24 protein-coding genes and 1 tRNA gene are annotated in these 24,568 nt (G+C 71.9%); 7 read left to right on the top strand and 18 right to left on the bottom strand.

Going from position 1 to position 24,568, the window contains the following annotated elements; genetic code table 11:
• The first annotated feature begins 167 nt into the window (after positions 1-167).
• The 3 genes from ACFV1J_RS06640 (at position 168) to ACFV1J_RS06630 (ending at position 2,676) form a co-directional block, all read left to right on the top strand.
• On the top strand, positions 168-1,223 hold the full coding sequence (locus ACFV1J_RS06640) for an aldo/keto reductase (RefSeq protein WP_385856142.1): 1,056 nt from the start codon (positions 168-170) through the stop codon (positions 1,221-1,223).
• Between the two features lie 49 nt (positions 1,224-1,272).
• Entirely contained in the window at positions 1,273-1,569 is a 297-nt protein-coding gene (locus ACFV1J_RS06635; RefSeq protein WP_385856141.1) for a putative quinol monooxygenase, read from the top strand.
• A 453-nt stretch (positions 1,570-2,022) separates the two neighbouring features.
• Positions 2,023-2,676, top strand: a complete 654-nt coding sequence (locus tag ACFV1J_RS06630; RefSeq protein WP_385856140.1) for a TetR/AcrR family transcriptional regulator — start codon at positions 2,023-2,025, stop codon at positions 2,674-2,676.
• A 7-nt stretch (positions 2,677-2,683) separates the two neighbouring features.
• Here the strand turns inward: ACFV1J_RS06630 and ACFV1J_RS06625 are convergent, their stop codons facing one another.
• Positions 2,684-4,141, bottom strand: a complete 1,458-nt coding sequence (locus ACFV1J_RS06625) for an aminopeptidase P family protein (RefSeq protein WP_385856139.1) — start codon at positions 4,139-4,141, stop codon at positions 2,684-2,686.
• Positions 4,142-4,290: 149 nt separating this feature from the next.
• On the bottom strand, positions 4,291-5,871 hold the full coding sequence (locus tag ACFV1J_RS06620) for a PP2C family protein-serine/threonine phosphatase (protein WP_385856138.1): 1,581 nt from the start codon (positions 5,869-5,871) through the stop codon (positions 4,291-4,293).
• Positions 5,872-6,615: 744 nt separating this feature from the next.
• Between ACFV1J_RS06620 and ACFV1J_RS06615 the strand changes: the two genes are divergently transcribed.
• Together ACFV1J_RS06615 and ACFV1J_RS06610 are read left to right on the top strand one after the other, a co-directional pair.
• The gene (locus ACFV1J_RS06615) at positions 6,616-7,362 is read left to right on the top strand and encodes a bifunctional DNA primase/polymerase (RefSeq protein ID WP_385856137.1); all 747 of its coding nucleotides are present in this window, start codon (positions 6,616-6,618) and stop codon (positions 7,360-7,362) included.
• 183 nt (positions 7,363-7,545) lie between these two features.
• A complete protein-coding gene (locus ACFV1J_RS06610; protein WP_385856136.1) occupies positions 7,546-8,376 on the top strand; it encodes a hypothetical protein in 831 nt (276 codons plus the stop codon).
• Between the two features lie 292 nt (positions 8,377-8,668).
• Here ACFV1J_RS06610 and ACFV1J_RS06605 read toward each other — a convergent pair whose 3' ends face one another.
• The 3 genes from ACFV1J_RS06605 to ACFV1J_RS06595 form a co-directional block, all read right to left on the bottom strand.
• On the bottom strand, positions 8,669-9,637 hold the full coding sequence (locus ACFV1J_RS06605; protein WP_385856135.1) for a DUF5926 family protein: 969 nt from the start codon (positions 9,635-9,637) through the stop codon (positions 8,669-8,671).
• A gap of 478 nt (positions 9,638-10,115) precedes the next feature.
• Positions 10,116-10,736 carry an ATP-binding protein gene (locus tag ACFV1J_RS06600; protein ID WP_385856134.1) on the bottom strand — a complete coding sequence of 207 codons (621 nt, stop codon included), beginning with the start codon at positions 10,734-10,736 and terminating at the stop codon, positions 10,116-10,118.
• Between the two features lie 140 nt (positions 10,737-10,876).
• Positions 10,877-11,773 carry a glycerophosphodiester phosphodiesterase gene (locus ACFV1J_RS06595; RefSeq protein ID WP_385856133.1) on the bottom strand — a complete coding sequence of 299 codons (897 nt, stop codon included), beginning with the start codon at positions 11,771-11,773 and terminating at the stop codon, positions 10,877-10,879.
• An 886-nt stretch (positions 11,774-12,659) separates the two neighbouring features.
• Between ACFV1J_RS06595 and ACFV1J_RS06590 the strand changes: the two genes are divergently transcribed.
• Both ACFV1J_RS06590 and ACFV1J_RS06585 read left to right on the top strand, forming a co-directional pair.
• Positions 12,660-14,222, top strand: coding sequence for a S1C family serine protease (locus tag ACFV1J_RS06590; RefSeq protein ID WP_385856132.1), 1,563 nt, complete (start codon positions 12,660-12,662; stop codon positions 14,220-14,222).
• A 50-nt stretch (positions 14,223-14,272) separates the two neighbouring features.
• A tRNA-Ser gene (locus tag ACFV1J_RS06585) sits at positions 14,273-14,359 on the top strand.
• 157 nt (positions 14,360-14,516) lie between these two features.
• Here the strand turns inward: ACFV1J_RS06585 and ACFV1J_RS06580 are convergent.
• From ACFV1J_RS06580 to ACFV1J_RS06520, 13 genes are all read right to left on the bottom strand, one after another.
• Entirely contained in the window at positions 14,517-15,899 is a 1,383-nt protein-coding gene (locus ACFV1J_RS06580) for a tyrosine-type recombinase/integrase (protein WP_385856131.1), read from the bottom strand.
• A 66-nt stretch (positions 15,900-15,965) separates the two neighbouring features.
• Complete coding sequence (locus ACFV1J_RS06575) at positions 15,966-16,154, bottom strand: helix-turn-helix transcriptional regulator (protein WP_385856130.1); 189 nt, start codon at positions 16,152-16,154, stop codon at positions 15,966-15,968.
• Positions 16,155-16,230: 76 nt separating this feature from the next.
• Complete coding sequence (locus ACFV1J_RS06570; protein WP_385856129.1) at positions 16,231-16,410, bottom strand: hypothetical protein; 180 nt, start codon at positions 16,408-16,410, stop codon at positions 16,231-16,233.
• A gap of 18 nt (positions 16,411-16,428) precedes the next feature.
• The gene (locus tag ACFV1J_RS06565; RefSeq protein WP_385856128.1) at positions 16,429-18,426 is read right to left on the bottom strand and encodes a DUF3987 domain-containing protein; all 1,998 of its coding nucleotides are present in this window, start codon (positions 18,424-18,426) and stop codon (positions 16,429-16,431) included.
• A 220-nt stretch (positions 18,427-18,646) separates the two neighbouring features.
• Positions 18,647-18,790 (bottom strand): hypothetical protein, encoded by a 144-nt coding sequence (locus ACFV1J_RS06560; protein WP_385856127.1) that lies wholly within the window; start codon positions 18,788-18,790, stop codon positions 18,647-18,649.
• A 134-nt stretch (positions 18,791-18,924) separates the two neighbouring features.
• Positions 18,925-19,839, bottom strand: a complete 915-nt coding sequence (locus ACFV1J_RS06555; RefSeq protein WP_385856126.1) for a hypothetical protein — start codon at positions 19,837-19,839, stop codon at positions 18,925-18,927.
• Positions 19,836-20,342: a hypothetical protein gene (locus ACFV1J_RS06550; protein ID WP_385856125.1), complete on the bottom strand. Its 507-nt coding sequence runs from the start codon at positions 20,340-20,342 to the stop codon at positions 19,836-19,838. The genes ACFV1J_RS06555 and ACFV1J_RS06550 overlap by 4 nt, the downstream gene beginning before the upstream one ends.
• Positions 20,339-21,064, bottom strand: a complete 726-nt coding sequence (locus tag ACFV1J_RS06545; protein ID WP_385856124.1) for a hypothetical protein — start codon at positions 21,062-21,064, stop codon at positions 20,339-20,341. Before ACFV1J_RS06545 ends, ACFV1J_RS06550 begins: the two co-directional genes overlap by 4 nt.
• Positions 21,061-21,405, bottom strand: coding sequence for a hypothetical protein (locus tag ACFV1J_RS06540; protein ID WP_385856123.1), 345 nt, complete (start codon positions 21,403-21,405; stop codon positions 21,061-21,063). The genes ACFV1J_RS06545 and ACFV1J_RS06540 overlap by 4 nt, the downstream gene beginning before the upstream one ends.
• Positions 21,406-21,639: 234 nt before the next feature.
• Positions 21,640-23,376 (bottom strand): hypothetical protein, encoded by a 1,737-nt coding sequence (locus ACFV1J_RS06535; RefSeq protein WP_385856122.1) that lies wholly within the window; start codon positions 23,374-23,376, stop codon positions 21,640-21,642.
• Positions 23,373-23,876 (bottom strand): hypothetical protein, encoded by a 504-nt coding sequence (locus tag ACFV1J_RS06530; protein ID WP_385856121.1) that lies wholly within the window; start codon positions 23,874-23,876, stop codon positions 23,373-23,375. The genes ACFV1J_RS06535 and ACFV1J_RS06530 overlap by 4 nt, the downstream gene beginning before the upstream one ends.
• Positions 23,873-24,256 (bottom strand): hypothetical protein, encoded by a 384-nt coding sequence (locus ACFV1J_RS06525; RefSeq protein ID WP_385856120.1) that lies wholly within the window; start codon positions 24,254-24,256, stop codon positions 23,873-23,875. The genes ACFV1J_RS06530 and ACFV1J_RS06525 overlap by 4 nt, the downstream gene beginning before the upstream one ends.
• On the bottom strand, positions 24,253-24,510 hold the full coding sequence (locus ACFV1J_RS06520; RefSeq protein ID WP_385856119.1) for a DUF6284 family protein: 258 nt from the start codon (positions 24,508-24,510) through the stop codon (positions 24,253-24,255). The genes ACFV1J_RS06525 and ACFV1J_RS06520 overlap by 4 nt, the downstream gene beginning before the upstream one ends.
• Positions 24,511-24,568: the final 58 nt, after the last annotated feature.

Genomic DNA, 24,568 nt, shown 5'->3' with positions numbered 1-24,568 from the left:
CCGGCGCCGTGCGCGGTGGCCTTTGCCTGGTCATGCCGTGCCCAGGCACGGGCTGCCACTGGGTCGGCCCGGCGGCCGGCACCACAGTGGTGGACGCCGGAACGGTTCCGGCAGACCGGCGGCCCGCCCGGCCCCGGACCCTCCAACCGTATGGGGAGATACGCGACATGAGCGCAACCAACCTGCCGGCCCTTCCGCTCGGCACCACCGGCATGGACATCACCCGCGTCGGCTTCGGGTCCTGGGCGGTGTCCGGCGCGGGATGGCGCTTCGCCTGGGGCGCCACCGACGACGACGAGTCCATCGCCGCCATCCGCCAGGCGGTCGCCTCGGGCGTCAACTGGATCGACACCGCTGCCGTGTACGGGCTGGGGCACTCCGAGGAACTGGTCGGCAAGGCCATTGCCGACCTGCCCGAGGCCGAGCGCCCCTACATCTTCACCAAGGCCGGGCTGGTCTGGGACCCGGACGACCCGCAGGCCGCACCCCGCCGGATCATGAAGCCGGCCAGCGTCCGCCGCGAGATCGAGGACTCCCTCCGGCGTCTGGGTGTCGACCGCATCGACCTGTACCAGGTGCACTATCCGGACAGTGGCGAATCGCTGGAGTACGCGGGAGGCGGCTACGGGTCCGTCTCCCCGAACGCCACCCCGCTGGAGGAGTACTGGCAGGTCATGGCCGATCTCAAGGCCGAGGGGAAGGTCCGTGCAATCGGTCTGTCCAATCACTCGGCCGAGCAACTCGACGCCGCGGAGCGGATCGCCCATGTCGACGTCATCCAGCCTCCGTTCTCGGCCATCAACCGCTCGGCCGCGCCTGAGATCGCCTGGGCCCACGCCCACGACACCGGTGTGATCGTCTATTCCCCGCTCCAGTCCGGCCTGCTCACCGGCGCGTTCTCGGCCGAACGCGCCGCGAGCCTGTCCGACGACGACTGGCGCTCCGCCCACCATGACTTCACCACGGGCCTGACCGCCAACCTCCGCCTGGCCGAGGCGCTGCGGCCCGTCGCCGACCGGCACGGCGCCACCGTCGCCGAAGTCGCCATCGCCTGGGCCCTGGCCTGGCCGGGCATCACCGGCGCCATCGTCGGCGCCCGCACGCCCCGCCAGGTCAACGGCTGGATCGCAGCCGGCGCGGTTCACCTGACGCGGGCCGACCTCGACGAGATCGCCGCCGCGATCACCGACTCCGGCGCGGGCGCGGGCCCCGCTCGCCCGTAGCCGCCGTACTCCACAAGGACCGCCGTACCTCACAAGGAGATCGCCGCCGATGTCCCTCGTCGTCATTGCCGAATGCCTGGCTGCCCAGGGTCAGGAGGACCGTCTGCGCACCGCCCTGGAGGCGATGATCGAACCATCCCTGGAAGAACCCGGCTGTCTCGCGTACAGCCCCTATGTTGACCCCAACCGTCCGGCCCGCATGGTGGTTGTCGAGGAGTGGACCGACCCGGGGGCTCTGCAGGGACATTTCGCAACCGCCCATTTCCTGCATGCCAGGCAGGTCCTGGACCGTGTCCTGGCTGAGCCCATGACTGTGCGCACGCTGGTGGCCGCCCCCGCGGGGTGACGATGCTGCCGGGCACATCCAGGGCACAGCACACCGAAAAACCCTGCGGACCGCTGAGGATTACCGAGCGTAATTTTCCCAGGTCCGCAGGGTTTTCGCGGCAAAGTCGCAGGTCAGCCGCCCCTCGCGCCATTCGATCCTCAAATGGCGAGAGGGCGCGGCACTGCCGATGGCGTCCTGACGCCTCGGCGGGGCGCTGGGCGGGAATCGTGTGAGGCGGCGGCGCGGAGTGTAAGGGCGGGAGGGCGCGGGAGTGCCCTGTGGGGCCGCGGGTTGGCCGGAAAGTGCCTGTTCGGCGAGGGTTGGCGGCGCGGTCTCGCGGTGGGAGGACCTCCCCCGCGGCGTCCCCTGTCCCTGCGAGACCGGCGCGCACCAAATCTAACGCGAAGAAGCTCGCGTTAGTCTTTCCCGGACAATACTTGGCGTGATCCCGCACTGCAATACGGAGCCGGCGTGACGACAGCGCACCAGGCCGGGGGCGCCCCGGGCGAGACCCGACCCGGCGGGCGCACCGCGCGTACCCGGGAGGCCGTACTGGCCGCGGTGTTCGAGGAGTTGGGCGCCGGCGGGTTCGCCGGGCTCACCATGGAGAAGGTCGCCCAGCGCTCGGGGATCCACGTCGCCACGCTCTACCGGCGCTGGCGCAGCATCGAGGGTCTGGTCTGTGATCTGCTGACCGAACTGAGCTCCGACGTGCCGCTGCCGGACACCGGCACGCTCCCCGGCGACCTGCGGGCACTCGCCCGCTCGATAAGCGCGTTCTACGGCGAGCCGCCGACGCGGCGGCTCATCGAGGCGGTGGTGTCGGCGGCGGCCCGCGACCCGGAGGTGGCCACCGTGCTGCGGTCGTTCTTCGCCGAACGGCTGGCGCTGGCCGGCCAGATGGTGGAGCGGGCCGTGGCGCGCGGCGAACTGCCCGCGGACACCGATCCCGAGCAGGTGATGTCGGCGCTCGGGGCGCCCTTCTACTACCGGATCCTGATCGCCCGCCGCCCGGTCGACGCGGCGCTGGCGGAATCGGCGGCCACCGCCGTATGGGCCGCGGCCCGCGCGGGCGCGTACCCGCGGGAAGGCGACGGGCCGGTGGACGACGCCACCGGCCCGTGACCCCGGGCTACTTCTTCAGCCCGGCCATCCAGCTCTCGACCTCGTCGGACCGGCGCGGCAGCGCGGCCGAGAGGTTCCGGTTGCCGTCCTCCGTGACGAGGATGTCGTCCTCGATACGGACGCCGATGCCGCGGTACTCCTCCGGGACCGTCAGATCGTCCGCCTGGAAGTACAGACCCGGCTCGACGGTGAGGACCACGCCGGGCTCCAGCGTGCCGTTGACGTACGTCTCGGTGCGGGCCGCGGCGCAGTCGTGGACGTCCAGGCCGAGCATGTGGCCGGTGCCGTGCAGGGTCCAGCGGCGCTGCAGGCCCAGCTCCAGCACCCGCTCGACCGGGCCCTCGACCAGGCCCCACTCGACCAGCTTCTCGGTGAGCACCCGCTGCGCCGCGTCGTGGAAGTCGCGGAAGGCGGCGCCCGGCTTGACCGCCGCGATGCCCGCCTCCTGGGCCTCGTAGACCGCGTCGTAGATCTTGCGCTGGAGGTCGGAGAAGCGGCCGTTGATCGGCAGGGTGCGGGTGACGTCCGCGGTGTAGAGGGTGTCGGTCTCCACGCCGGCGTCCAGCAGCAGCAGGTCGCCGGGGCGGACCGGGCCGTCGTTGCGGACCCAGTGCAGGGTGGTGGCGTGCGGTCCGGCGGCGCAGATGGAGCCGTAGCCGACGTCGTTGCCCTCCACGCGGGCGCGCAGGAAGAACGTTCCCTCGATGTAGCGCTCGGACGTCGCCTCGGCCTTGTCGAGGACCTTCACGACGTCCTCGAAACCGCGGACGGTGGAGTCGACGGCCTTCTGCAACTGGCCGATCTCGAACTCGTCCTTGACCACCCGGGCCTCGGAGAGGAAGACCCGCAGCTCCTCGTCGCGCTCGGCGGTGACCTTGTCGGTCAGCGCGGCCTCGATGCCGGCGTCGTGCCCGCGGACGACGCGGACCGGGCCGGTGGCCTCCTTGAGCGCCTCGGGCAGCTCGCGCACGTCCTTGCACGGCACGCCGAGCAGCGCCTCGGACTCGCTCAGGCTGTGGCGGCGGCCCACCCACAGCTCGCCCATGCCGTTGAGCCAGAACTCGCCGTTCTCGCGGTCGGAGCGGGGCAGGCGGTAGATGGTCGCCTCGTGGCCGTCCTTGGTGGGCTCCAGGACCAGCACGCTGTCGTCGGTCTGGTCGCCGGTGAGGTAGACGTACTCGGTCGCGGCGCGGAAGGAGTACTCGGTGTCGTTGGAGCGGGTCTTCAGGTTGCCCGCCGGGATCACCAGGCGCTCACCGGGGAAGCGCGCGGACAGCGCGGCGCGGCGGCGGGCGGCGTTCGGGGCCTGCTCGATCGGCTGGAGGTCACGCAGCTCGGTGTCGGCCCAGCCGCTCTTCATGTTCTCCGCGAGCTCGTCCGAGACGCCCGGGTAAAGGCCGTTCTTGCGCTGCTTGATCGGCTGCTCGTCCTCGTCCGGGGTCTCCGGCGTGAGCTCGTCGGTCACAATGCCTCCTTTTAAGAGTGAACCGCATTCCATCGTATGTGCCGACGGATGACGGTCCAGGGGGCAGCAGCTGTGACCTGTCGGGCAGCGGCCGCGCCCCTTTCCGAGGGCACCGCCGCTCACCCGTCCGACCTGCTAAATCGCGGGTCCTATTCCTCGAAGTACGCCACCAGCAGGACCACGTCCTCCTCCGACGACGGGTCGTTGAGCCCCTGCGGCAGCATCGTGCGCAGGACGTGGTCGGCCACCGCCTCCGGATCTTGGCGGCTCGCCCGGGGGACGCCCGCGGCGGCGGTGTGCAACCGGGCGAAGGCGCGGTCCATCGGCTCCCCGGTGCGGTGCAGCAGCCCGTCGCTGTAGAGGAGCAGGGTCTCGCCGCCGGTCGGTTCGATCTCCACGCTGGGCGCTTCCCAGCAGGCCAGCATGCCCAGCGGTGCGGACAGCGAGGTCTCCACGAACTCCGTCCGCAGGTCCCCGAGGATCAGCGGCGGGCAGTGACCGGCCCCGGCCAGCACCAGCTTGCGCGGCAGCACGCCCGGCACCGGCGGCGCGGGCGGGCCGCCCGGCGCGCCCGGCGGCGGCTCGGTGAACGCGAACAGGGCGGTCGCACTGCGCGCCGGTTCGGTCAGCCGCAGCAGCAGCTCCAGGTCGGAGAGGACCGCGACCGGATCCTCGCCCTCCATGACCGCGTAGGCGCGCAGCGACGCCCGCAGCCGTCCCATGGCGGCCACCGCGCTCGGCCCGGATCCGGTCACCGAGCCGACGGCCAGGCCCAGCGCGCCGTCCGGCAGCGGCAGGGCGTCGTACCAGTCGCCGCCGCCGCGCGGTCCGGTGGCGTGCCGTACCGCGAGGCGTACGCCCGGGACCCGCGGCAGCCGGTGCGGCAGCAGCTCCGCGCGGAGCGTGGCGGCGGCCTGCCGGCTGCGGTGGAGTTCGAGGAGGCGGGCGAGGTGTTCGGAGGCGTGGGTGCGGTAGAGGCCGACGAGGTGGCGCTGACGCTCGGTGGGGGCGGCCGGTTCGTCGTAGAGCCAGACCGCGGCGCCGGTCCGGCCGACCGGATCGGCGGTGAGCGGCACGGCGTAGCTGGCGGCGTAGCCGAGGCGGGCGGCGACCTCCCGCAGCCGGGGGTCGAGGTCCTTCTCCCCGGGGATGTCGGGCTCGCTGATCTCCGTACGGTCGTCGGGGCCGCCCTTGCCGGCGGGGGCGTCGTCGCCGGTGCCGGAAGTGCCCGGCTCCGGAAGGCCGTCCAGTATCCGCGCGTACGACAGGGCGCGGCGCGGGACGGTCTCGATGTGCCCGATCTCGGCGTGGCCGAGGCCGAGGCCGACGGTGGTCTCCGGGCCGAGTCCGTCGGTCGGTGCCAGGACGACCAGTCCGCGGCGAGCGCCGACCAGCGAGGCCCCGGCGCGCAGCAGCTCGTGCAGCGCCTCGTCCAACGTCCGTGTGCGGACGAGCCGTTCGGTCAGGTCGTGCAGGGTGCTGAGGTCGGAGATCCAGCCGGCCAGCCGGTCCTGGACGGCGGCGAGTTGGTCGAGCGCGGAGACCTCGGGGGTGGCGGCGGAGCCGGGCGGGGGGTCGGGGGCGGTGCAGCCGGCTCCGTCGGTGACGGTGTCGGACGCGTCGTCGGAGGGGTCGGACGGGGTGCCGGAGGCGGGGTCCGCAGAGGCCTTCGCCGGATGCGGGCCGACAGTGTGCGGGGGAGCGGGCAGAGCTGGTTCGATTCCAGCCACTTTTGGTACGTGAGGGGCAGTCATGGCCGGCGGCTATCGTCGCGCCAGGCATTGCTCCAGTTCAGGCCGCTGTTTGTGAGGGAGTGCGGCTTTTTGTTGAGTGACGTTGTGCGATCCGTTCGGGCGCTCAATTTCCTCAATAGCATCGCAAACCCCCATGTCATGCTGCTCCGCTATCAATGCCTCCACATGTACACGCACCAGCGAGGGGATGTCCAGCATTGTCCCCGTGGGGTTTGTGGTGTCAGTGAGGTCTGTAGATTGGCCTGAAAAAAGCACCCTGAGCGTCAATTTGAGGTCGACTGACGCCGATCAACAGCGCGTCATCACCACCATGGCGGGTACGTACTCGGAAAGGTGCGGGGCCAGTTGGGGCCGCACCGGGAACTCTCCGGCGGGCACCGGCGTCTCATACGGCGACGACCGCACGCACTCCCAAGTGGCGGGGACTGCATCACCGGAAGCGCAAGCGCCATGCGCGCGCCACCCCTCGCCACGTTCCCCGCTCGGCGTACGACGTGATGCGCTGCCTTGTACACGCGGTGACCAGAGATCCACGTGGCGTGATCGACGCGCGATCGACCCCGGCGTGCATGACCGGGCCGCAAGAACGCCACCTACGGCATCGAGCGGCCCGGTCGCGAGACCATGCGGACCGGGCAAGCAGTGCCTTGAAGTGCCATGAAGAGCGATGGACGAAGCCCTCGGCAAGCCCTTGGCGTTAACGGAAAGGAACGAGCGCTCATGCGCGAGATCCTCGGAAGGCGACGCAAGATCCTGTTCCGGCGCACGGGGAGGTCGGCGCTGCTCGGTGCGGCGCTCCACTGCGCCACCGAGTGGCAGTGGCCCGTACTTCCCGGCGTGGCGCTCGGCCCCGCCGGCCGGCAGCCCGCCGGTGCCCGGCTCGGGCTCGGCGAGCGGCCCACCCGCCGGTGCAGCTGCCCCGACCCGGACTGCGTGGTGCCCGGCGCGCACCCCTTCGACCCCGGCCTGCTCGCGGCGACCACCGATGCCCGGATGGTGCGCTGGTGGTGGACCAACCGCCCGACCGCCCCGATCGTGCTGGCCACCGGCGGCCGGGCACCCTGCGCGGTGAGCCTGCCGGCGGTCGCCGGGGCCCGCGCGCTGGCCGCCCTGGACCACTTCGGCGTCCGCGTCGGCCCCGTCGTCGCCACGCCCACCCGCTGGTCACTGCTCGTATCGCCGTACGGGCTGGCCGAGTTGGGGGAGCTGCTGCACTCGCAGGACTGGGTGCCCAGCTCGCTGCGGTTCCACGGCGAGGGCGGCTATGTTGTGCTCCCGCCGTCCCAGATCGGCGCCGGCCGGGTGCGCTGGGAGCGGCCGCCGGCGGCCCCCAAGCCCTCCACTCCTTCGCAGGGGGGACCCGCGCCCTCCGCCGCCCCCTGGCTGCCGAAGGTGGCCACGATCGTCGACGCCCTGGTGACGGCCAGCACCAGCACCCCGGACGGCGGCAGCCGGCTCGCGTACTGACGGGCGCGGCACGGGCGACCTCGAAGGAATCGCGGGCGGTTCACCCGTACGGGTGTGACGGGCCCGATCACTACGGGAAACGGGTGTCCGGGCGACCGGACGCACCGCCCGCGGCCGATAGGTTCGGCCCATCGTCAGCCGTCGGCGTCGACGACGGCAGCTTCTCAATCGCAGGTGGGGCCCATGCAGCGTGCGCAGAAACTCCGCATGACCGGGCTCGCCGGTGTGGCGGCGCTCGCCGTCGCCGTACCGCTCGGCGCCGCGATGGCCGGCCCGGCCGAACCGCTGCTCCCTCACCGCCCGCCCGCCGCACCCCGCGCCGGCCAAGGCATGCGCACGACCGAAAACCACCCCATGGTCGGGCGGTACGCGGCGGGCGAGAGGGGTGCCAGGGCCGGCAACAACGGCGCCGAGGTGGGGAGCAACGGAGCCAACACGGGGGAAATCGGCACCAAGGTAAGGAAAACCGCAGGGAGAAACGCAGGGGGAACCGCAGGGCGAAACGCCGGGAAGAGCGGTGCCCAGGTGGGCAAGGGGGCCGCCGCTGCCGGGCTCTCCGACGGTTCCGCCGCGGCACCCGCCGGGTCGCCCGCCGGACTGTCGGCCGGAACCCTCGACGGCTCCCTGGACAGCCTCGGTCTGCCGCTCCTCTCCGGCCGGACCACCCACTGCGGCCCCGAACTCGCCTCCGGACGGGGCATCGAGGCCCAGACCTGCGTCCTCACCGAGAGCGGCCGGACCTGGGCACGGACGTACTACCGCAACATCACCGGCGGACCGCTGCGCGCCGTACTGACCCTGCTGCGCCCGGACGGCCGGAGTGTCCAGGTGAACTGTGAGGTGCCGGCGGCCGATGTGCCGGGCGTGTGCGAGACGCCGGCCGGCCGGACCGTACGCACGGGCGCGGGCCGGACGGGATACGCGGCGGTCGCGGAGTTCGCGGACCCGGCGGGGGAGCGGCTGCTGCTGCGCTCCGGCAGTAACTCGGCGACGGACGGCAGGGGCTCGGGGTGATCGTCCGGACCGGTCGTGCGGCTGATCGTTCGGGCTGATCGTTCGGGCTGATCGTGCGGCTGATCATCCGGGCCGATCGGAACGCCTGGTTCCGGACATGGAAGCGCCCGGTCGCTGGCGACGGGGGATGCACCAGCGACCGGGCTTTTAGAACCGTAACAAGAGATCGGCGGTTAGCAAATTCGATCGTGGATTTCCGGACGCTTATTTACCGTCAGGTAGGGGGAGTTGTGACCGGTGTCACGCCGGTGCCCCCGTAGGCGTACGGTACGCACGATCGCCACCGGGGCGATCAGCTCAGCGTGATCTGACGGTTCGTGAGGCCGCCGCGCGCCCGACGCTCGTCGGCGGTCAGCGGGGCCTCGGCCGCGAGTGCCCCGGCCAGCCGCTCGGCGAACTCCGCGGCCGGCTTGGCGACCTCGTCCGCACCCATCTCCGAGGGCAGGTCCCACACCGGTACGACCAGCCCGTGGGCCCGGAACGAACCGACCAGGCGGGTGCCCTCGCCGAGCGAGGAGGCGCCCGCGGCGTGCAGCCGGGCGAGCGCGTCCAGCAACTGCTCCTCGGGGTGGGCGGTGACCCAGCGCAGGTGGTTCTTCTCGGGGGCCTCGCACCAGTACGCGCCCTCCAGACCGGGAATCCGGGCGGTCGGAATGGCGGCCGCGTTGGCCCGCTCCAGAGAGGCGGCGACCTCTCCGGTGGCGTTCTCGGCGTTCTCCACCCAGAACTCGAAGCCCGTGTGGACGGTCGGCTCAAAAGGTGCGTTCAGGTCGAGCAGATCCTGTAGGCGCGGGCCCTCGGCGGAGGGGCGTGCGGCGGCGACCGGATTGCCCGGTTCCGCGGCCAGCGCGCGCTGCAGGGTGTCCGCGAGGTCGCGGCTGATGTCACCGGAGGCGGTGTCGTTCTGCAGCCCGAGCATGATCGCCCCGTTGTCGCGGCGCAGCGCGGGCCAGGCCATCGGCAGTACCGTCGCCAGCGTCACGGACGGCACGCCCTCGGGCAGCCCGCCCTTCAGCGTCAACTCGGCGGTGGCGGCGGGCACCAGCTCGCGCATCGCCACCCAGTCGCACTCGCCGGGCAGGCCCTCGAAGGGGCGCTGCACCAACTCGGTGACGGCGTGCGCCGCGCGCCGGCCGTGACACGCCTTGTACCGGCGGCCGGAACCACACGGGCAGGGCTCACGAGCGCCGACGACCGGCACCTTCCCGTCCTTGATCTGCGGTGCTGCGGACTGGGGCTGGGGGCGGCGCTTCTTGGCCATGCGGCGGCTTCTCCTGGTCGATCCGGGTCGTACGGACCGGTCGTACGTACGGGACGCACGCCTGGTCGTACGGGCTGGACGTACGGACGCGTTTCGGCGCGAGCCTAGAGGATCGCGTACCGGGCCGCCCTGACCGTGGGTTGGGCTGTCGCGGGTGTCTCGTCGACGGTCGGCGGGGGTCGGCGGGGGTCGGCGACGGTCGGCTGGGGTCGGCGGGGGTTGGCGGGGGTCGGCGAGGGTTGGTGGACGCCGAGCGGCTGCCGTGTGGTTGCCGACTGCTGGTGCGGGTGCCGGGCGACTGCCGTGGTTGCCGGCCGATTGCCGTGGCTGCCGGGTGCTGGTGTGGCCGGAGCATGGCTGCGCTCAATGAGGGCTGGTGACAATTGCGCGGCTTGCGCCCATTGCGCCGCCCATGCCGCCTGTGCCAACTCCTCGGCGTCCATGTTGCCTACGCCAAGTCCTCGGGGCGATGAGCCGACTACGCCAAGTCCTCGATGTCCAGGAAGGCGGCCGGGTTGAGCGGGCCGCCGGTGGGCGCGAGGGAGGACGGCAGCCCGGCAATCGGGTCGGTCACCGCGTCGGCCGTCGGACCGGGCAGCAGATCCACGCGCGTAGCGAATCCGCCCTGAAGAGAGAGCATCGCCCAGACCGTGACCTCCCCCGGGGCGCTGTCGCGTACGCCCCAGTCCTTGGCCAGCGAGCGGATGATCGCCAGTCCGCGACCGCCGTGCGCGGTGACGGAAGGAGTGGCCGGACGCGGACGGGTCGGTCCGCCGCCGTCCGTGACCGCAACGGTCAACCGGCCCTGCCCGTCGATCTGCCAGGACGCCCGCACGGAAGCCGCGGCCCCCACCCGAGAGCCGTTCCGGGCCGACACCGGGCCCGCCGGGCCGGGTTCGTCGATCGGCCGGGCATGCCGGCAGGAATTGCTCAGCAACTCCGAAAGGACCAGGACTGCGTCGTCCACGACCGTGTCCTGAACTCCGCTTGCCAACAGCTCTTCACGCATGCGTCGCCTGGCCATGCCCACGCCCACTGGACCATGGGGTACGGCCATGATCGACGACGTCGGCACCTCTTGTGCCACCACCAACGCCACCCCCGAGACCTCCTTTGCCCCACGCCACGGGATGAATGCCCCAATGGACTGGACCGGAAACCGGCCACTCGGCACACAGTGACGCACAAACCGACATCGGACACCGGCCGAATGCGCCGGTGCACACCCTGTGATGAGCTTTAGCCAAGGCCGAGTTGCATTCGTACCTGCTTGGGGCGGTTTGTAATCACCGCATCCACGCCCAATTCCTGGCACAGCACGACATCGTCGGGCTCATTGACCGTCCACACATGTACCTGATTGCCCGCTCGATGCGCTTTGGCGACGTATTCGGGGTGTGCCCGGAGGATCCGGATGCCGGGTCCCGCGATGCCCACGCCCGCCGGCAGCCGGCCGTCGCGGTAGCGGGGGGTGAGGAATTGCATCAGGTAGACGACGGGGATGGCGGGCGCGGCGGCCCGGACGCGGTGCAGCGAACGCGCGGAGAAACTCATCACCCGGACCGGAGCGGGCAGGTCGGTGCTCATGGCCGGTTTCGTGTACCCGAACCGGCCCAACAACTCGACCAGCCGCTCCTCCACCTGCCCGGCCCAGCGCGTCGGATGTTTCGTCTCGATGGCCAACTCGACCCGGCGGTCCGCGTCGGCGACCAGCTCCAGCAGCCGTTCCAGGGTCAGTACGGACGTCCGCTCCGGATCCTCGTTCTGCCGGTCCGGCGCCTCGCCGCCGTACACCCCGCTCCGGCGGCCCGGCGCCTCGGCCCCGAACGTCTCGTTGCCGAGCGCCTCCTCCTTCCAGGAGCCGAAGTCGAGGGAGGCGAGATCGGCGAGTTCGAGGGCGGAGACCGCGCCGCGCCCGTTGGAGGTGCGGTTCACCCGCCGGTCGTGCACGCAGACCAGATGGCCGTCCGCGGTCAGCCGGACATCGCACTCCAGGGCGTCCGCGCCGTCCTCGATCGCCTTGCGGTAGGCGGCCAGGGTGTGCTCCGGGGCGTCCTCCGAGGCACCCCGGTGGGCCACTACGGACATGGCGGGACGATCCGGGTGGCGGTCCTGGGCGGGGCGTGCATAGCTCACCGCGTTATCGTGCCACTCGCCGACGCCGGGCCGCCGGGGTGCTGGGGTGTACGGGGTGAGGTTTACGGGGGGGGGCGGGCCGGACGCTGCTTCGGAACTCGTGGTGGGCCCTGTCGTGGTCCCGCCGTGCGTCCTGTCGTGGTCCTGCCGTGCACCCTGCCGTGGCCCGTCGTGGTCCTGTCGGGCTGCCTGCCGCGGGCCCTGCCGCCTGGGGTGGCCGTCCCCCAACGCGCCGAACAGCGGATGCGTCCGTTTTGTCCGGCGTAAAGGATGGGAGCACAGTCACAGCCTTGGCTTACGGCGCTCTGACGCGCGGTGGGAAAAGCTGGGACGGAGCTTCGCCCGTATCGCCCGGCCCGTACCGCCGGCCCGGGGCCCGCGGACCCACCGCGCGGCCCGGACCGACGGTCGGTCCGGCGGCCCGGGACTCGCCGAGACCGCCGGGATCCTGAATCCTGGGGTATCGGAGTGCCGGAGCACTGGAGTACTGGAGCACCGGAGTAACTGGGGCACTGGAATGACCGGAGTACTGGAGCATGGAAGGGCGCGCCGGGAGTACTGCTGAGCCGTGAAGTGGGTAGCCGAGCCAACCGGAGGCAGACTCGGTCCACCTGGCCAAGGTGGTCCACCTGACCCACCTGGCCCACCAGGCGCGACCGGTCTCCCGGCAGGGACGCCCTCCCGGACGCCTCGGGAGCCCGGGAAACGCCTCGGAAGCCCCGGGGACACCTCGGGACGCCCCTGGGGAGGCACTCGGGTGTCACCTCCATGGGTGTCACCGTCATCACACCCGGTCGGACCGTGAGGTCCGGCCGGACCGTAAGACCCCCGTACGGGCCGCCGGGCCCGGGCGGGACCGTAAGGCCGTGAAGCTGAGGAGAGAGCTGTGAGCACCGAGAACGAGGGAGCCGTCCCGTCGGAGGCCAAGCCGCCGACCGGGGCGCAGCCGGACAGCGCTGCCGCGTCCGCCTCCGGCGCCCAGGCTCCCGACGCCCCGCCCGCGCCCGCGACTCCCCCCGCGGCACCCCCGCCGCCGGACTTCGCTCCGACCGTCGCCTCGACCGGCGGCCCCGAGCAGCCACACCAGCCGCAGCAGCCGTACCAGCCGCCCCAGGCGGCGTACCCGGGCGGCGAGCCCACCTCACCCGGTTACCCGGGTGGTGAGCCCACCTCGTCCGGCTACCCGGGTGGCGAGCCCACCGCGCAGCTCCCCCCGTACACGGCGGCCGGGCACGGCTCCTCCGGTGGCGGCTGGGGCGGCCCCCCGTACGGCGGTGGCGGCGACCCGTGGGCAGCGGCAGGGGCAGCGGCCGGCCCCTCGGCTCCCAAGCGGCGCACCGGCGGGCTGATCGCCGCCGTCCTGGTGGCCGCGCTGGTCGCCGGCGGAGTCGGCGGCGGCATCGGCTACTGGGCCGCGGGCCACGACGACACCGCCTCGACGACGGTCTCCGCGCCCGGTGATCCCGGCGCGCTGAACCGCAAGCCCACCTCGGTCTCCGGGATAGCGCAGCGCGCGCTGCCGAGCGTCGTGACGATCGAGGCGCAGGGCGCCACCGGCGAGGGCGGCACCGGCACCGGCTTCGTCTACGACAAGCAGGGCCACATCCTCACCAACAACCACGTGGTCGCCAGCGCGGCCGACGGCGGCAAGCTCACCGCGACGTTCTCCAACGGCAAGAAGTACGCCGCCGAGGTCGTCGGCCACGCCCAGGGCTACGACGTCGCCGTGATCAAGCTCAAGAACGCGGGCGACGCCACCCTCAACCCGCTCCCGCTGGGCAAGTCGTCCAATGTGCAGGTCGGCGACGCCACGATCGCGATCGGCGCGCCGTTCGGCCTGTCCGGCACGGTCACCACCGGCATCATCAGCGCCAAGGACCGGCCGGTGGCGTCCAGCGACGGCGGCGGCAGCCAGGCGTCGTACATGAGCGCCCTGCAGACGGACGCGTCGATAAACCCGGGTAACTCCGGCGGGCCGCTGATGGACGCCGGCGGCAACGTCATCGGCATCAACTCCGCGATCCAGTCGGCGGGTAACGGCGGCGGCCTGGGCGAGTCCGGCCAGTCCGGCAGCATCGGGCTGGGCTTCGCGATCCCCATCGACCAGGCCAAGCGGGTCGCCCAGGACCTGATCAAGACCGGCAAGCCGGTCTACCCGCAGATCGGCGTCCAGGTCGGCATGCGGGAAACCGGCGACGGCGCGACCATCGCCCAGACGGGCAACAACGGCTCCGACGCGGTCACCCCGAACGGCCCGGCCGACAAGGCCGGCCTGCAGCCCGGCGACACGATCACCAAGCTCGACGACACGGTCATCGACAGCGGCCCCACCCTCATCAGCGAAATCTGGCAGCACAAGCCCGGCGACCAGGTCACCCTGACCTACAAGCGCGCCGGCAAGGAGCACACCGCCAAAGTCACCCTGGGGCAGCGCACGGGCGACAAGTGACGCGCTAATCTGATCCCGCGGCACCCACGCACCACGCACCGGCGCCGCGGGGAGGCTTGCCCGAGCGGCCTAAGGGAACAGTCTTGAAAACTGTCGTGGCGGCAACGTCACCGTGGGTTCAAATCCCACAGCCTCCGCCGAGGTCAGCTAAGTAGCTGGTCAGAAGGGGTGCCCCGCTTCCGCGGGGCACCACTTCTGCGTCCGTCCTGTCTCACCCCGGTTCGCCTGTATCCCGGTGCTGACCAGGGCGTACGGGCCAGCTGCGGGCCAGGATTTCGAGGTAGGCAGGCGCCCTTACCCGTCCAGCTCCTGCTCGATCAAGGCGTTCGCTCGCGTCTGGGTTCCGTGCAGCACCTTGGCGTAGAAGCGGTAGAGCACGGCCACGCTGTGGCCGGCCCGCCGGGCGACCTCCACCGGGTCCACGCCCGCCTTGATCCACAGCGAGACGATCGCGTGCCTGAGGGAGTAAGGAACCGCGGCGAGCGGAGAGGCCAGCTCCGCCGGAGTGAGCGCCTTCTCGCGTGCTCGTTGCCAGACGGCTGTGTACTCCGTGGACCGGACACGGCCACCCTGTGACGCACGGAAGAGACGACCGTCCTCCGCCGTTCCGAACTGCTCCAGGTGGTGCCTGAGCGCTCTCACCAGCTCGGGCGGGATGGGGATGGAGCGAGTGGTGTTGCGGGCCCGCCGCTTCAGCCCACGCGCCTCGTAAGGCTTCCCGTCGTTCGTCCACCCGGAGCCGACCTCTGGCCGACTGTTCGCCAGCACCAGCTCGCCCCAGCCTTCTGACGGGAGCGTGCACGCTTTCTCGTCCAGTGCGGCGACTTCGGACGGTCGCATGCCGGCGTAGTACACGCACCCGAAGAAGCCGGCGAGGTGCTCCCCGCGGTCACCTTGACCGCGAACTGCCTCAAGGAGTGCACGGGCGAGCCGGGCGTCAGGTACGAAGCGGAAGTCGACTTCGTCGTCGTTCGGAGGGGCGGCCCAGTCGACTCGTTGCAAGGGATTGGCGGGGAGCTTGCCCCTCTCAACGGCGAAGCGCAGCGCGTTGTTCAGAACCGTGCGCTTGCGTCGAATCGTGGTCTGAGCGGCAGTGTGGCCGTCGAGCCGGAGTGAGAGCGCATCGAGCGCCTTCCGGAGCTGGTCGGGCTTCGCGGCCGCGTTCAACTTCAGTGAGTTCTTCGCCAACCAAGCGAGCGCGGCTCGGACTTCGTCAGGTGGCATTTCGCCCCGAGCCCTGGGTGCCAGCTGGCCGTCGGGTGTGCGGATGGCGCGGTAGGCCCATTGGTGGAGTGCCGTACGCAACACGGCCGGGGCAGGGGCTCCGCGCGAGGTGGACACGAAGACGGGAGTGACCGTAGCGAGAGACTCGGCGATGTTCGCTCGCTGCTTCGCTGCGGCCTGAGGCCACTTCATGAGCGCGTACGCGACGCTGTGGTCGTACCAGGTCGGGCTGTTGAGGGCATCCAGTTCGCTGGCCGGCAGGCCGCTCTCCTCGTCGAACTGCTGCCGGTCCCGGAGGGCTGACAGCAGCTCGGACCGGCGGCCGTCGGCCTGCGCCTTGGTCTTGTAGCTCTTCGAGTGCGGTCGAGTGCCGACGCGCCACCGCAGCTCGAACGGTTTGGGCCTGTTCTTGCGGGAGCGGATGGACCAGATTTCGACTTCATAGGTGAGCACGGTTCTCCACAAGGCAATGAAGAAGGGGCCCGCCGAGTGGCGGGCCCCTTCAAGGTGGTCATCGGATCAGGCGGCGGACTGCTCGCACTTCGCCCACCAGGCGTCGAGATCCGCCCGCCGGACGCGCAGCTGGCCGTTGGGGAGCTTGATGAGCTTGGGTGCCTTGCCGCGGGCACGCATGCGGTAGAAGGCGGCGCGGCTCATGCCGATCTCGTCGAGGACTTCGGGGAGCTTGAGCATCTGGGTGCGGGGCACAGCTGCATCTCCTTCGAGGCTGAATACGCCCTACTACGTGTTCACGGAGCGTTATCGGGGTGTGGTCTGGACGCCGTCACGGCGCGAAAAGTGTCAGCAATGTCAGCAAAAATCGCTGACCTGCGAAAACGGTGTTGGCGCAGGCGTCAGCAGTTGTCAGCACTGTCAGCAAAAAGGCGCTTTTTGCTGACAGTGCTGACACGTGCTGACAGGCGTCAGCAGGGTAAAAGGCCAGGTCAACGATTTTTGCTGACATTGCTGACGTTCTGGGGGCCTACGGAGCGTCCTGCGAGTCCTTCAGAGCAGGGTGAACACGGAACGTGATGGTCGCGGCTCGGCCTCGTCCACCGGGGGAAGCCGGCCTATCGGCGCGGAGGTAGCCGTGTTCTTCCAGGAGGCTGAGGGCGGGGTCGATGGTGTCGGTGCGACCGCGGAAGCGGCGTAGGGAGGCGACGACGTCGCGGCGTTTGACGGTGGTCCGGTGCGTGCCGTTCTGCTTGGGGCGCTGGAGCCAGGTGAGGATGTGGCGGGCGTCTTCGGTGGCGGGGTCGGCGGCGATGAGGTCGAAGACGGCCAGGGCGTGGGCGGTGTAGTACGCGGCGATGACGGCGGCGCGTTCGACGCAGTCGGCGCTGACGGGGTCGCCCCAGCCGGTGGTGATGCGGTCGGCGAGGTGGAGAAGGCAGGCGATGCGGACCGTGGCGCCGACGAGCTTTCCGGCCCAGTCGGTGACGTGGGACAGCGGCTGGTCGGGACGCAGCTTCTCCTCGACTTCCTCCTGGAGGCGTTCGACGACGGCGTCGGCCTGTGCGGACAGGGGCACGGTGACGGGGGCGGGCAGGTCGGTGAACGTGCGCACCATCGCTTCGAGCCGGGCGTCGTAAGTGCTGCTGACCGCCTCGGGGATCGGGTGGGTGCGGATCTTGCGGTAGCCGAGGTTGGAGGGCGGCAGGGCGAAGAGGAAGCGGGCCAGGAGTCCGCGGTCGCGGGCGCCAGGGGTGGCGGCCAGGTCCTGGAGGACGGCGGGTTGGGGCGTGACGCCGATGGTCAGGGCGGGGCGGTCGATGGTTGGCTGGTCGCGGGTGATGCGGTCGGTCTGGAGTCGTTCGCCCTTGTGGGCCTGGAGGAACACCCCGAGGTTGGGCCGGGCGCTGTAGCGGCCGGCGATGATGTCGAAGAGGTCGCCTTCGGGGGAGAGAGCGGCCAGGCACCGGTGAGTGGCCAGCAGGTGAGTGAGCGGTTCGGGGGTGATGTCTCCGGAGACCGTCAGCCGCGGGGCGGGTGGCACGTGGATCTCGTCGGCGAGCATGCGGGCCGCGGAGGCTTCGGCGACGAGCTGCTGGCGGTCGATCGTGTCGCTCTTCCTGGCTTTCGCCAGCAGGGCGTCGACCTCGGCTTCGGCGGCTTCCTTGGCGGTCTGGGCCTCGACGATGGCGGGCTTGGCCTGCTGGGCGAGTTCGTCTTCGATCCGGTAGATCGGGGCAGTCATCGCGGAGAAGACGTCCGACTTGCGGGAGGCGGGCGGCATCGCGCAGACGAGGTAGAGGTTGGACTGCTCGGTCCAGCCGGGGCGGATCTGGACGTGGACCCTGCCGCCGGCGGCGGTGGACAGGGCCGCCAGACCCATAGTGGCGGCCATGTCCGGCGGGGTCTGGGTGAACTCCGCCAGGGCTACCACCTGTTCGCACAGCCAGCCGGGCAGCGCATCGACGGGAAAGCGGGGCAGCAGCGCGTTCTCTCCCAGGGGGGTCGGCTCGCTCCAGGTCCGCTGCTCGGCGGCCTCCAGGGCGGCCAGGGCTTCGGCGCGGGTGGCGTCGGCGGTCAGTTCGCCGGCGCGGGCGCGCTGGCTCAGGCGGAGGCCGGTGGCCTCCAGGCGCCGGTTGTCGGCCGCGTCGCGGGCGATGGCGGCGTAGTACTCGCCGTTGCTGGCGGTGGGCACCTGCTGGACCAGGGCGTGGAGGTAGGCGGCCCCGCCGACCCGGTTCAGGTCACCGGTCGTGCCGAGGTAGGCGGTCACGGTGATGGGGTCCACGGGTTCGTCGCGCTCATGCATGGTGGTGATGGCGCGATGGATCGTTTCGTGCGCGGGACGGTAGTAGTCGCCCGCGTCGAGAACTGCCGTGATCTCCGGGATCACGGCCGGGGAGAGCAGCATCGCTCCGAGTGCTGCCTGTTCGGCTTCGATCGCGTGATCGTGGGGCCCCTCCCTCAGCGGGTGGACGCTGGCGAACCCACCACCAGAGTGGTGCGGTTCGGGGGTCGGTTGGGTCATGCTGAGTGTCTCCAGTTCTGTTGAGAGTGCTGGGAGATCAGGGCGGGCCGCTTCTCGCCAAAGACCGCGGCCCGCCCTAGCTCTGCCTATGGGCGGGAAGAGTCGAGGCTGGCGCCCTACTGGGCGTGCAGCCTCGGGTTCTTGCCTGACTTGTTGTTGCTGGACTTGTTGTTCCGGTCGCGCAGGTCGCGCTCCAGCCGCTCGCGCTGGTCCTGGTCCATCACCGGGCTCCCTTCGGGGTGCCGGGGACGGGGCGGGTGGAGGGGTCGCGGGTCCAGCCGCCGTCGCGCTGGCTGTACTCGCGCACGTCCTGGGGGCGGGCCTTTTCGGGGTCGCGTGTCGGCATGCCTCGCTTGAGTGCCATGCTGGGGCCTCCTGTTCGCAGGAAGCGGGCCGGTCGGACTTCTTCGCGGGATGACGACCGGTCCGCGTTGTTGTGGAGCGCCGTCCGGCGGCTCCCCACCCGCCCCGGCCGGGGCCGGGGCGGACAGGCAGCCGTCAGCCGGCCTGCTGCACGACATGCCAGCGGGCGGGGTTGGCCTCGTCCTGGACGATCCGCACCGCCCCTTCCCCGCTGTTGCTGACCCCGGCGTTGCTGTTGTTGTTGCTGGCCTGTTGCTCGTTCTGACCTGCGCAAACAACAGCAACAGCGGTACCTGGGGCGGCGGTTGGAGAGGGGCCAGGGGAGGGGAGCGACGGGCGCTCGGGGAGGTCCTGAGTACGGACCCCGGTGGAGACCCCGGGGCGGGCCCCCTGGCCGCGGGCCCGGGTGCCCCTGGAGACGGGCACCGCGGCGGCCTCACACAGGGCCCGGCAGTCGGCCGCGGACCACCCCCCGGCCGACCCCCCGCCGGGGTAGCGGGAGGAGAGGCCGGCGGCCACCTGGGGCCAGTGCAGACCGGGGGTCTTCTTCGCCCCCTCGGAGTGCTCGTCCACCAGGTCGTGGAGGAGATGGATGAACTCGGCCGGGGAGGGGCCCGGCGGGCGGTCGCCGGCACCCTCCGGACCGACCTCCGGCGCCTCCTTCTTGGCCTTGGCCTTGTCGGCGGCGACCTTGGTGCGGAGGGCCGCGAACGACCACCCAGCGGCCAGTGGCCACATCAGGGCGTGGTGCCAGTAGACCAGCCAGCACAGGCCGGCCCCTGCACCGAGGAGCACGGTGCCGCGCACGTAGATCCCGAGGTCCGCCGAGAGCCCCTTGAGGTCCGGGCGGTGGGCCTGCAGGCACCAGCCCTTGAGGCGGGCTGCGAGGGACTTGCCCAGGAGGGTGGTCCCCTCCCCCAGGGCTGACATCAGCCGTACCGCCCAGGCGCTGGCCTCCTTGGCTTTCGCCTCGGCCTGCTCCGCCTTGGCCTTCAGCTCGTCGGCGCGGTCGGCGAGGGTGCCGGCATTCTCCGGAGCCGTGGCCGTCACAGAGCCACCGCCCCGTTGAGGACGTTCACGGCGCCGTCGCCGAGCGCGTTGTACAGGTCCGGGACCCACTGCATGATCTGGGCGAATCCGGCAGTCGCGCAGAGCGTGAGGCCGGAGAGGACGCCGCCGAGCATGCGCTTCTTGTCGGTCTTGCCCGCCGCCTTCCAGGCGATGCCGCCGATCACGGCCGCGATCAGGACCGCGCAGGCGCCCGGGTAGGTGAGCGCACCCATGGATCCGTGGGCCAGGGTGCCGCCGCCGGTCGCGCCGGTTGCGCCGGTGACGGCCTTGCCGCCGACCTTGTTGCCGGCCTCGACAGCCTGGAGCGCGACCCAGCCGAACAGCCCGCCCAAGCACAGCGTCCATGAGGCCCCGGTCACCAGACCGCCGCCGAACGGGATCGCCGCCTTCAGTTCGCGGTTGCCCTTCCACCACGACCTGACGTTGATGATCAGCACGGCGACGGAGACAGCGGCTCCGCCGAGGGTGAGTGCGGTGTTCATGAGCGGACTCCTGTCATCGCGGCGACCACGTCCGGCCAGAGCACTCCGGTGGTGGCGCCGATGCTGGCAACAGCGAAGAAGAAGAAACGGGTGGCGGTGGGCCTGCCGACCAGGCCGCGGAAGGTCAGGGCGAGCGCGCCCAGGCCGAGGACGTTGGGCACCGCGTAGTGCGTCCACGTGCCGGTCTCGAAGAGGACGGAGCCCCAGATCCGGCCGAGGCCGGAGCCGACGTAGGGGATCGGGAGTATCGCGGCGGCGAGCGCGCCCCAGGCCGCGTACGGGCTCAGGCCGAAGGTGATCAACCGCCACAGGCGCTTCCAGAAGCCGACCTTCGGCGGCTCGGGCTGCACCAGCTCGATGCGGATGGCGATCGGCGGCTGCTCGCCGAAGGGTGCCGGCATCCCGGCCGGACCTCCCCAGGGGGAGGGGGCGGGAGCCGGATGCCAGGGCGTCATGCCTCCGCCGCCGGGCGGCACGGGTGGGGCGGCCACCGGCCGCGCCCACCAATCCCCGGACCCGCCAGCAGCGGTGGCCACCGCGGGGGCGGGCGGCGCGGCCGGTGCGTCCACCGGCTCCGCAGCGGGGGACGGGGTGGACGGCAGGCCCGGACGGACCGGCCATGCCTCCCCCGGGATCACCCGGCCCGGGGCGACCGGCGGCTCGGCCTGGGCAGGCAGGTGGACAGTCGGCGACGAGGTCGGCTTCGGGGGGACGGCGGTCATCCGACACCCCCGATCCGGCGGCGCAGCCACGCGCGCACCCGCAGCTCGTCACCGTCGGGACCGGCAATCACCGGGCGCCGGGCGGCGAGGTAGCCGGGCGGCAGGGAGGCCGGGGCAGGCTCAACGGCTCGCCACCAACCCTGCAGCGGCAGGATCGTGCGAGTCAGCACCAGCGGCTCGCCCGTGCCATCTCCCCCAGAGGCGTCCATCTGACCGGAGAGGTACGGACCTTCGGGGACGGCGAACGGCTGGGCGGTGGACTGCCCGCGGCGCTGCCGCGGGATACGGAAGGAGCGGGCCCCAGCAGCTACCTGCGCGCCGGGGCGGGAACGGCGGGTCACAGCGAATCTCTCCTTCGAGGGCGGGCCGTCAGGCGGCGCGCTCTTCGTTGTCGGGGAAGGCGCCGTCACGCGGACGGCGAATGAGCGCGGGATGCAGTGGCCGTCATCCGTACGGCAGTTGGGGCACGTGCGGTGGGCGGCTATGCCCGGGCCAAGGCCGCCCACCGGCCGACCGTCCTCGGACGAACCGGCTGGGCCTGGTCGATGCGGTTGCGGTAGGCGGCGTGGCCGGTCTCAGGCGATGCCGGCCGGGGCCGTGCCGTTAACGGCGTGGTGCGCGGCTGCGCGCGGCGGGTGCGCGGCGAGCTGCGCGGCGCGCGCGGCACGGAAGTCCCGCAGCCAGTTCCGCGCGTTGCCGCCGTCCACGCCGAACCGCTCGGCCAGTTCGGCCGCCGTCGGCTCGGCCCGGCCCTCGGAGGCGGTCAGGGTGTGGAGGTAGTGCTGCCACCCCTGCTCCTTGGCTGGCGACTTGTACACCGGCCCCTCCCCGCCGATCGCGGCCTCGGGGGCCTGGGGGCGCAGGCTCGCCAGCTCACCGCAGAGTCGGTCGCGGAGGAGGGTGGCCTCCTGGACCTGCCGGTTGACCTCCTCCAATGCCCGTTGCGCGTTCTGCGCCTGGCCCTGAGAGTCCTGGGCCCGGGTGGTCAACGCGTCGAGGCGCTGCCGCTGCTCGTCGGCGGCCCTACGCAGATCCCTCAGGGCCGTCTCGGCTTCCTGCCGCAGGCTTGCGGCCTGGGTGTTGGCGTCCTGGAGGATGGCTTCCGCGCGCTGCCGCGCGGCCTGCTCGGCCCGCCGCGCGTCCTCCGCGCGGCGCCGCGCACCCTCCACCTCGGCCGCCGCACCGCCCTGATCCTTACGGGCGGAGTCGCGGGCGGCTTCGGCGCGGGCCAGCTCCTCCCGCGCGGCGGTCAGCTTTTTCTCCGCGAGCAGCCGCGCGCTTTCGGCCTCCCGCCGCGCGGCCTCGGCGTCGAGCCGCGCGGCTTCCGCGCGCCGCCGCTCCTCCTCGGCCTGCTCGGCCAGAACGGAGGACTCGATGCGCTGCACCCCCGGTGTCACAGCGAGGTCCTCGATCAGGGCCAACACAGCGGGTGTGTCCGCGTAGTTGAGCCGTGCGACCTCTTCCGCACGGGTGAGGGCCGCCAGCCGCCGGACCAGGGCGAGGGACTGACCCGGGTCGGTGGCCACGTCCGCGCGGTCGAGCGCCTTCTGCGCCCGGCCCCGCAGCCGCTTCCTGCGGCGCTGCGCCCGCCGTGCCGCCCGCGGCCCGCCAGTCGGAGCGGCGGTTTCGAGGGCGAGGCGCAGGCGGTAGACGCGCAGGGCGGCGCGCTGTGCGAGCGCGGCGCGGGCGATGGCGGAGGAGGAGGTGCGGGCGTCCAGGCCCAGCAGGGCGAAGATGCCCGACCAGGCGTGCTGCCACAGCAGCGCCACCAACCTGGCCGGGCCCGGCCGTGCGTCGTCGTCCTCGTCGGGCTTGGGCGCGTGGAGCTTGCTGCGCAGTTGCAGTTCGATCAGCCACGCGGCCAGCGCCGGGACCGCGGCGAGCACCGGCCGGGCCCACCAGTTCGGGGCGTGGACGGCGTTCATGGCGCCGGAGAAGCCCACCAGAGTCCAGGCGGTGCGGTGCATCAGATGCAGCTCCCGCGTCCACCCCACGGTGGGGTCGGCGGTGCGGTAGAGCATCACCAGCAGCGTCATCTCCGCCGCGTCAAAGACGGAGATGAACGCGACAGCCAGCAGGCGGGGCAGGTGCACGGTCTCGGTGGCAAAGCCCCACAGGCCGTAGACGCTGACGGCCACACCGCCGAGTGCCACGACGGCCTGGGGGCCGATGCCGGACAGCCACGACGAACCGCGCAGCCGTCGTGCGCCCCACAGCGCTACGGCCAGCGCGATCAGCACGGTGGCCAGCGGCGCGGCCCAGGAAAGCCAGCCGGGCCCGTCGGGCAGCAGCCGGGAAAGGGTAGGGATCATCCGGCATCACCGCCGTCCGCGACCGCCCACTTGCGGAGCGGTGAGATGACCCAGGCCGACTCCTCCACCGGTCGGTCAGCGACCGGGGTCCAGCCACCGGGGCCGACGCCGAAGGAAGCCGCGTGACGCTCGGCCGCCGGCCGGTCGGGGTGGACGCTGTGCAGCTTGCCGTAGTGCAGCAGCACCACAGCCTCCGCCATCGCGTCCAGGTCACCGCTCAGCGCCTCGATCCGGGCGGCCTGCTCGATGACCGAGGCGCGGATAGCGGCCAGGTCGAGGTTGGCTTGGTCCAGGGCCCGGCGCAGCTCGTGTGCGCGGGCGTCAGCCTCGGCGGCCTTGCCGTCGGCGGCCTCCGCCTCGGCCGTCAGGTCATGGACGGCACGGACGCGTCGGGCGTAGGCGGCATCCGCGGACGCCTGAACCTTCCGCTTGTGCTCGCGGGCCTGAGCGGCGTCCTGCCGGATTGCTGCCAGGCGGGTGCGGGTGATGATGCGGATCACGCGTCAGCCTCCCCGGGCTCGTAGACCATGCCCAGGTGCCACAGGTGACCGCTGGCCTCCTGGAGGTAGCCGAGCAGGGCGGACAGGGCGACGCCCGCATCCAGCAGCGCCAGGTCCGCGCCGCCGGCGTGTTCCTCGGGCGGGGTCCCGTCATCGGGGGCGAGGGTTCCGGCGGCCAGATCGCGGCGCACCCGGTCGCCCATGTGGTCGATCGCCTGCTGTGTCCGCGCGAACATCTCCACCATGGCGACGGCGGAGCGGCTGACCTCGGGTGTGCTGTCGTACCCGTCGTTCAAGGCAGCGTGGTTGTGCTGGCGCACCGCCTCGGATGCGGTCTGCAGGAAGGTGGCCGGAGTGCTGGTCTCGTCCATGCGGATCACGCCGCCTCCCCGGAGGTGACGCGGTTGGCCAGCGCCGCCCGCTCGGTGAGCACCCGGGTCTGGGCCCGGCGCAGCCGTCGACGGTCCAGCTCCGACGGCAACCGGTCCAACAGGGCGATACGGACGTCCAGCAGTTCCACCTCTGCCTCAATGAGAGGCGTCTCGGTGGCGATGGCGTCCAGCTCCGCGGCCGACGGCTCACGGTTGAACTCAGCGGTGGTAACACCCGTCTGAACAGCAGCGATGAAACTCATCGGGTCGTGCTCCCTTCCAAGGTGAACGGCCCAAAACAGCGGCCCCGGGATGCCCCCC

Origin of the sequence: Streptomyces sp. NPDC059649 (genome assembly GCF_042734445.1) — a bacterium.
In the GTDB taxonomy this organism is placed as follows: Bacteria; Actinomycetota; Actinomycetes; order Streptomycetales; family Streptomycetaceae; genus Streptomyces.
Note: the sequence above shows the minus strand (reverse complement) of the source record. Positions and strands in the feature narration are given on the sequence as shown.

What these genes read in the sequence shown, in the direction of transcription:
- ACFV1J_RS06640 (WP_385856142.1), top strand. Translation starts at nt 168, where the DNA reads ATGAGCGCAACCAACCTGCCGGCCCTTCCGCTCGGCACCACCGGCATG.
- ACFV1J_RS06635 (WP_385856141.1), top strand. Translation starts at nt 1,273, where the DNA reads ATGTCCCTCGTCGTCATTGCCGAATGCCTGGCTGCCCAGGGTCAGGAG.
- ACFV1J_RS06615 (WP_385856137.1), top strand. Translation starts at nt 6,616, where the DNA reads ATGCGCGAGATCCTCGGAAGGCGACGCAAGATCCTGTTCCGGCGCACG.
- ACFV1J_RS06610 (WP_385856136.1), top strand. Translation starts at nt 7,546, where the DNA reads ATGCAGCGTGCGCAGAAACTCCGCATGACCGGGCTCGCCGGTGTGGCG.
- ACFV1J_RS06605 (WP_385856135.1), bottom strand. Translation starts at nt 9,637, where the DNA reads ATGGCCAAGAAGCGCCGCCCCCAGCCCCAGTCCGCAGCACCGCAGATC.
- ACFV1J_RS06570 (WP_385856129.1), bottom strand. Translation starts at nt 16,410, where the DNA reads ATGTCAGCAAAAATCGTTGACCTGGCCTTTTACCCTGCTGACGCCTGT.
- ACFV1J_RS06565 (WP_385856128.1), bottom strand. Translation starts at nt 18,426, where the DNA reads ATGACCCAACCGACCCCCGAACCGCACCACTCTGGTGGTGGGTTCGCC.
- ACFV1J_RS06560 (WP_385856127.1), bottom strand. Translation starts at nt 18,790, where the DNA reads ATGGCACTCAAGCGAGGCATGCCGACACGCGACCCCGAAAAGGCCCGC.
- ACFV1J_RS06550 (WP_385856125.1), bottom strand. Translation starts at nt 20,342, where the DNA reads ATGAACACCGCACTCACCCTCGGCGGAGCCGCTGTCTCCGTCGCCGTG.
- ACFV1J_RS06545 (WP_385856124.1), bottom strand. Translation starts at nt 21,064, where the DNA reads ATGACCGCCGTCCCCCCGAAGCCGACCTCGTCGCCGACTGTCCACCTG.
- ACFV1J_RS06535 (WP_385856122.1), bottom strand. Translation starts at nt 23,376, where the DNA reads ATGATCCCTACCCTTTCCCGGCTGCTGCCCGACGGGCCCGGCTGGCTT.
- ACFV1J_RS06520 (WP_385856119.1), bottom strand. Translation starts at nt 24,510, where the DNA reads ATGAGTTTCATCGCTGCTGTTCAGACGGGTGTTACCACCGCTGAGTTC.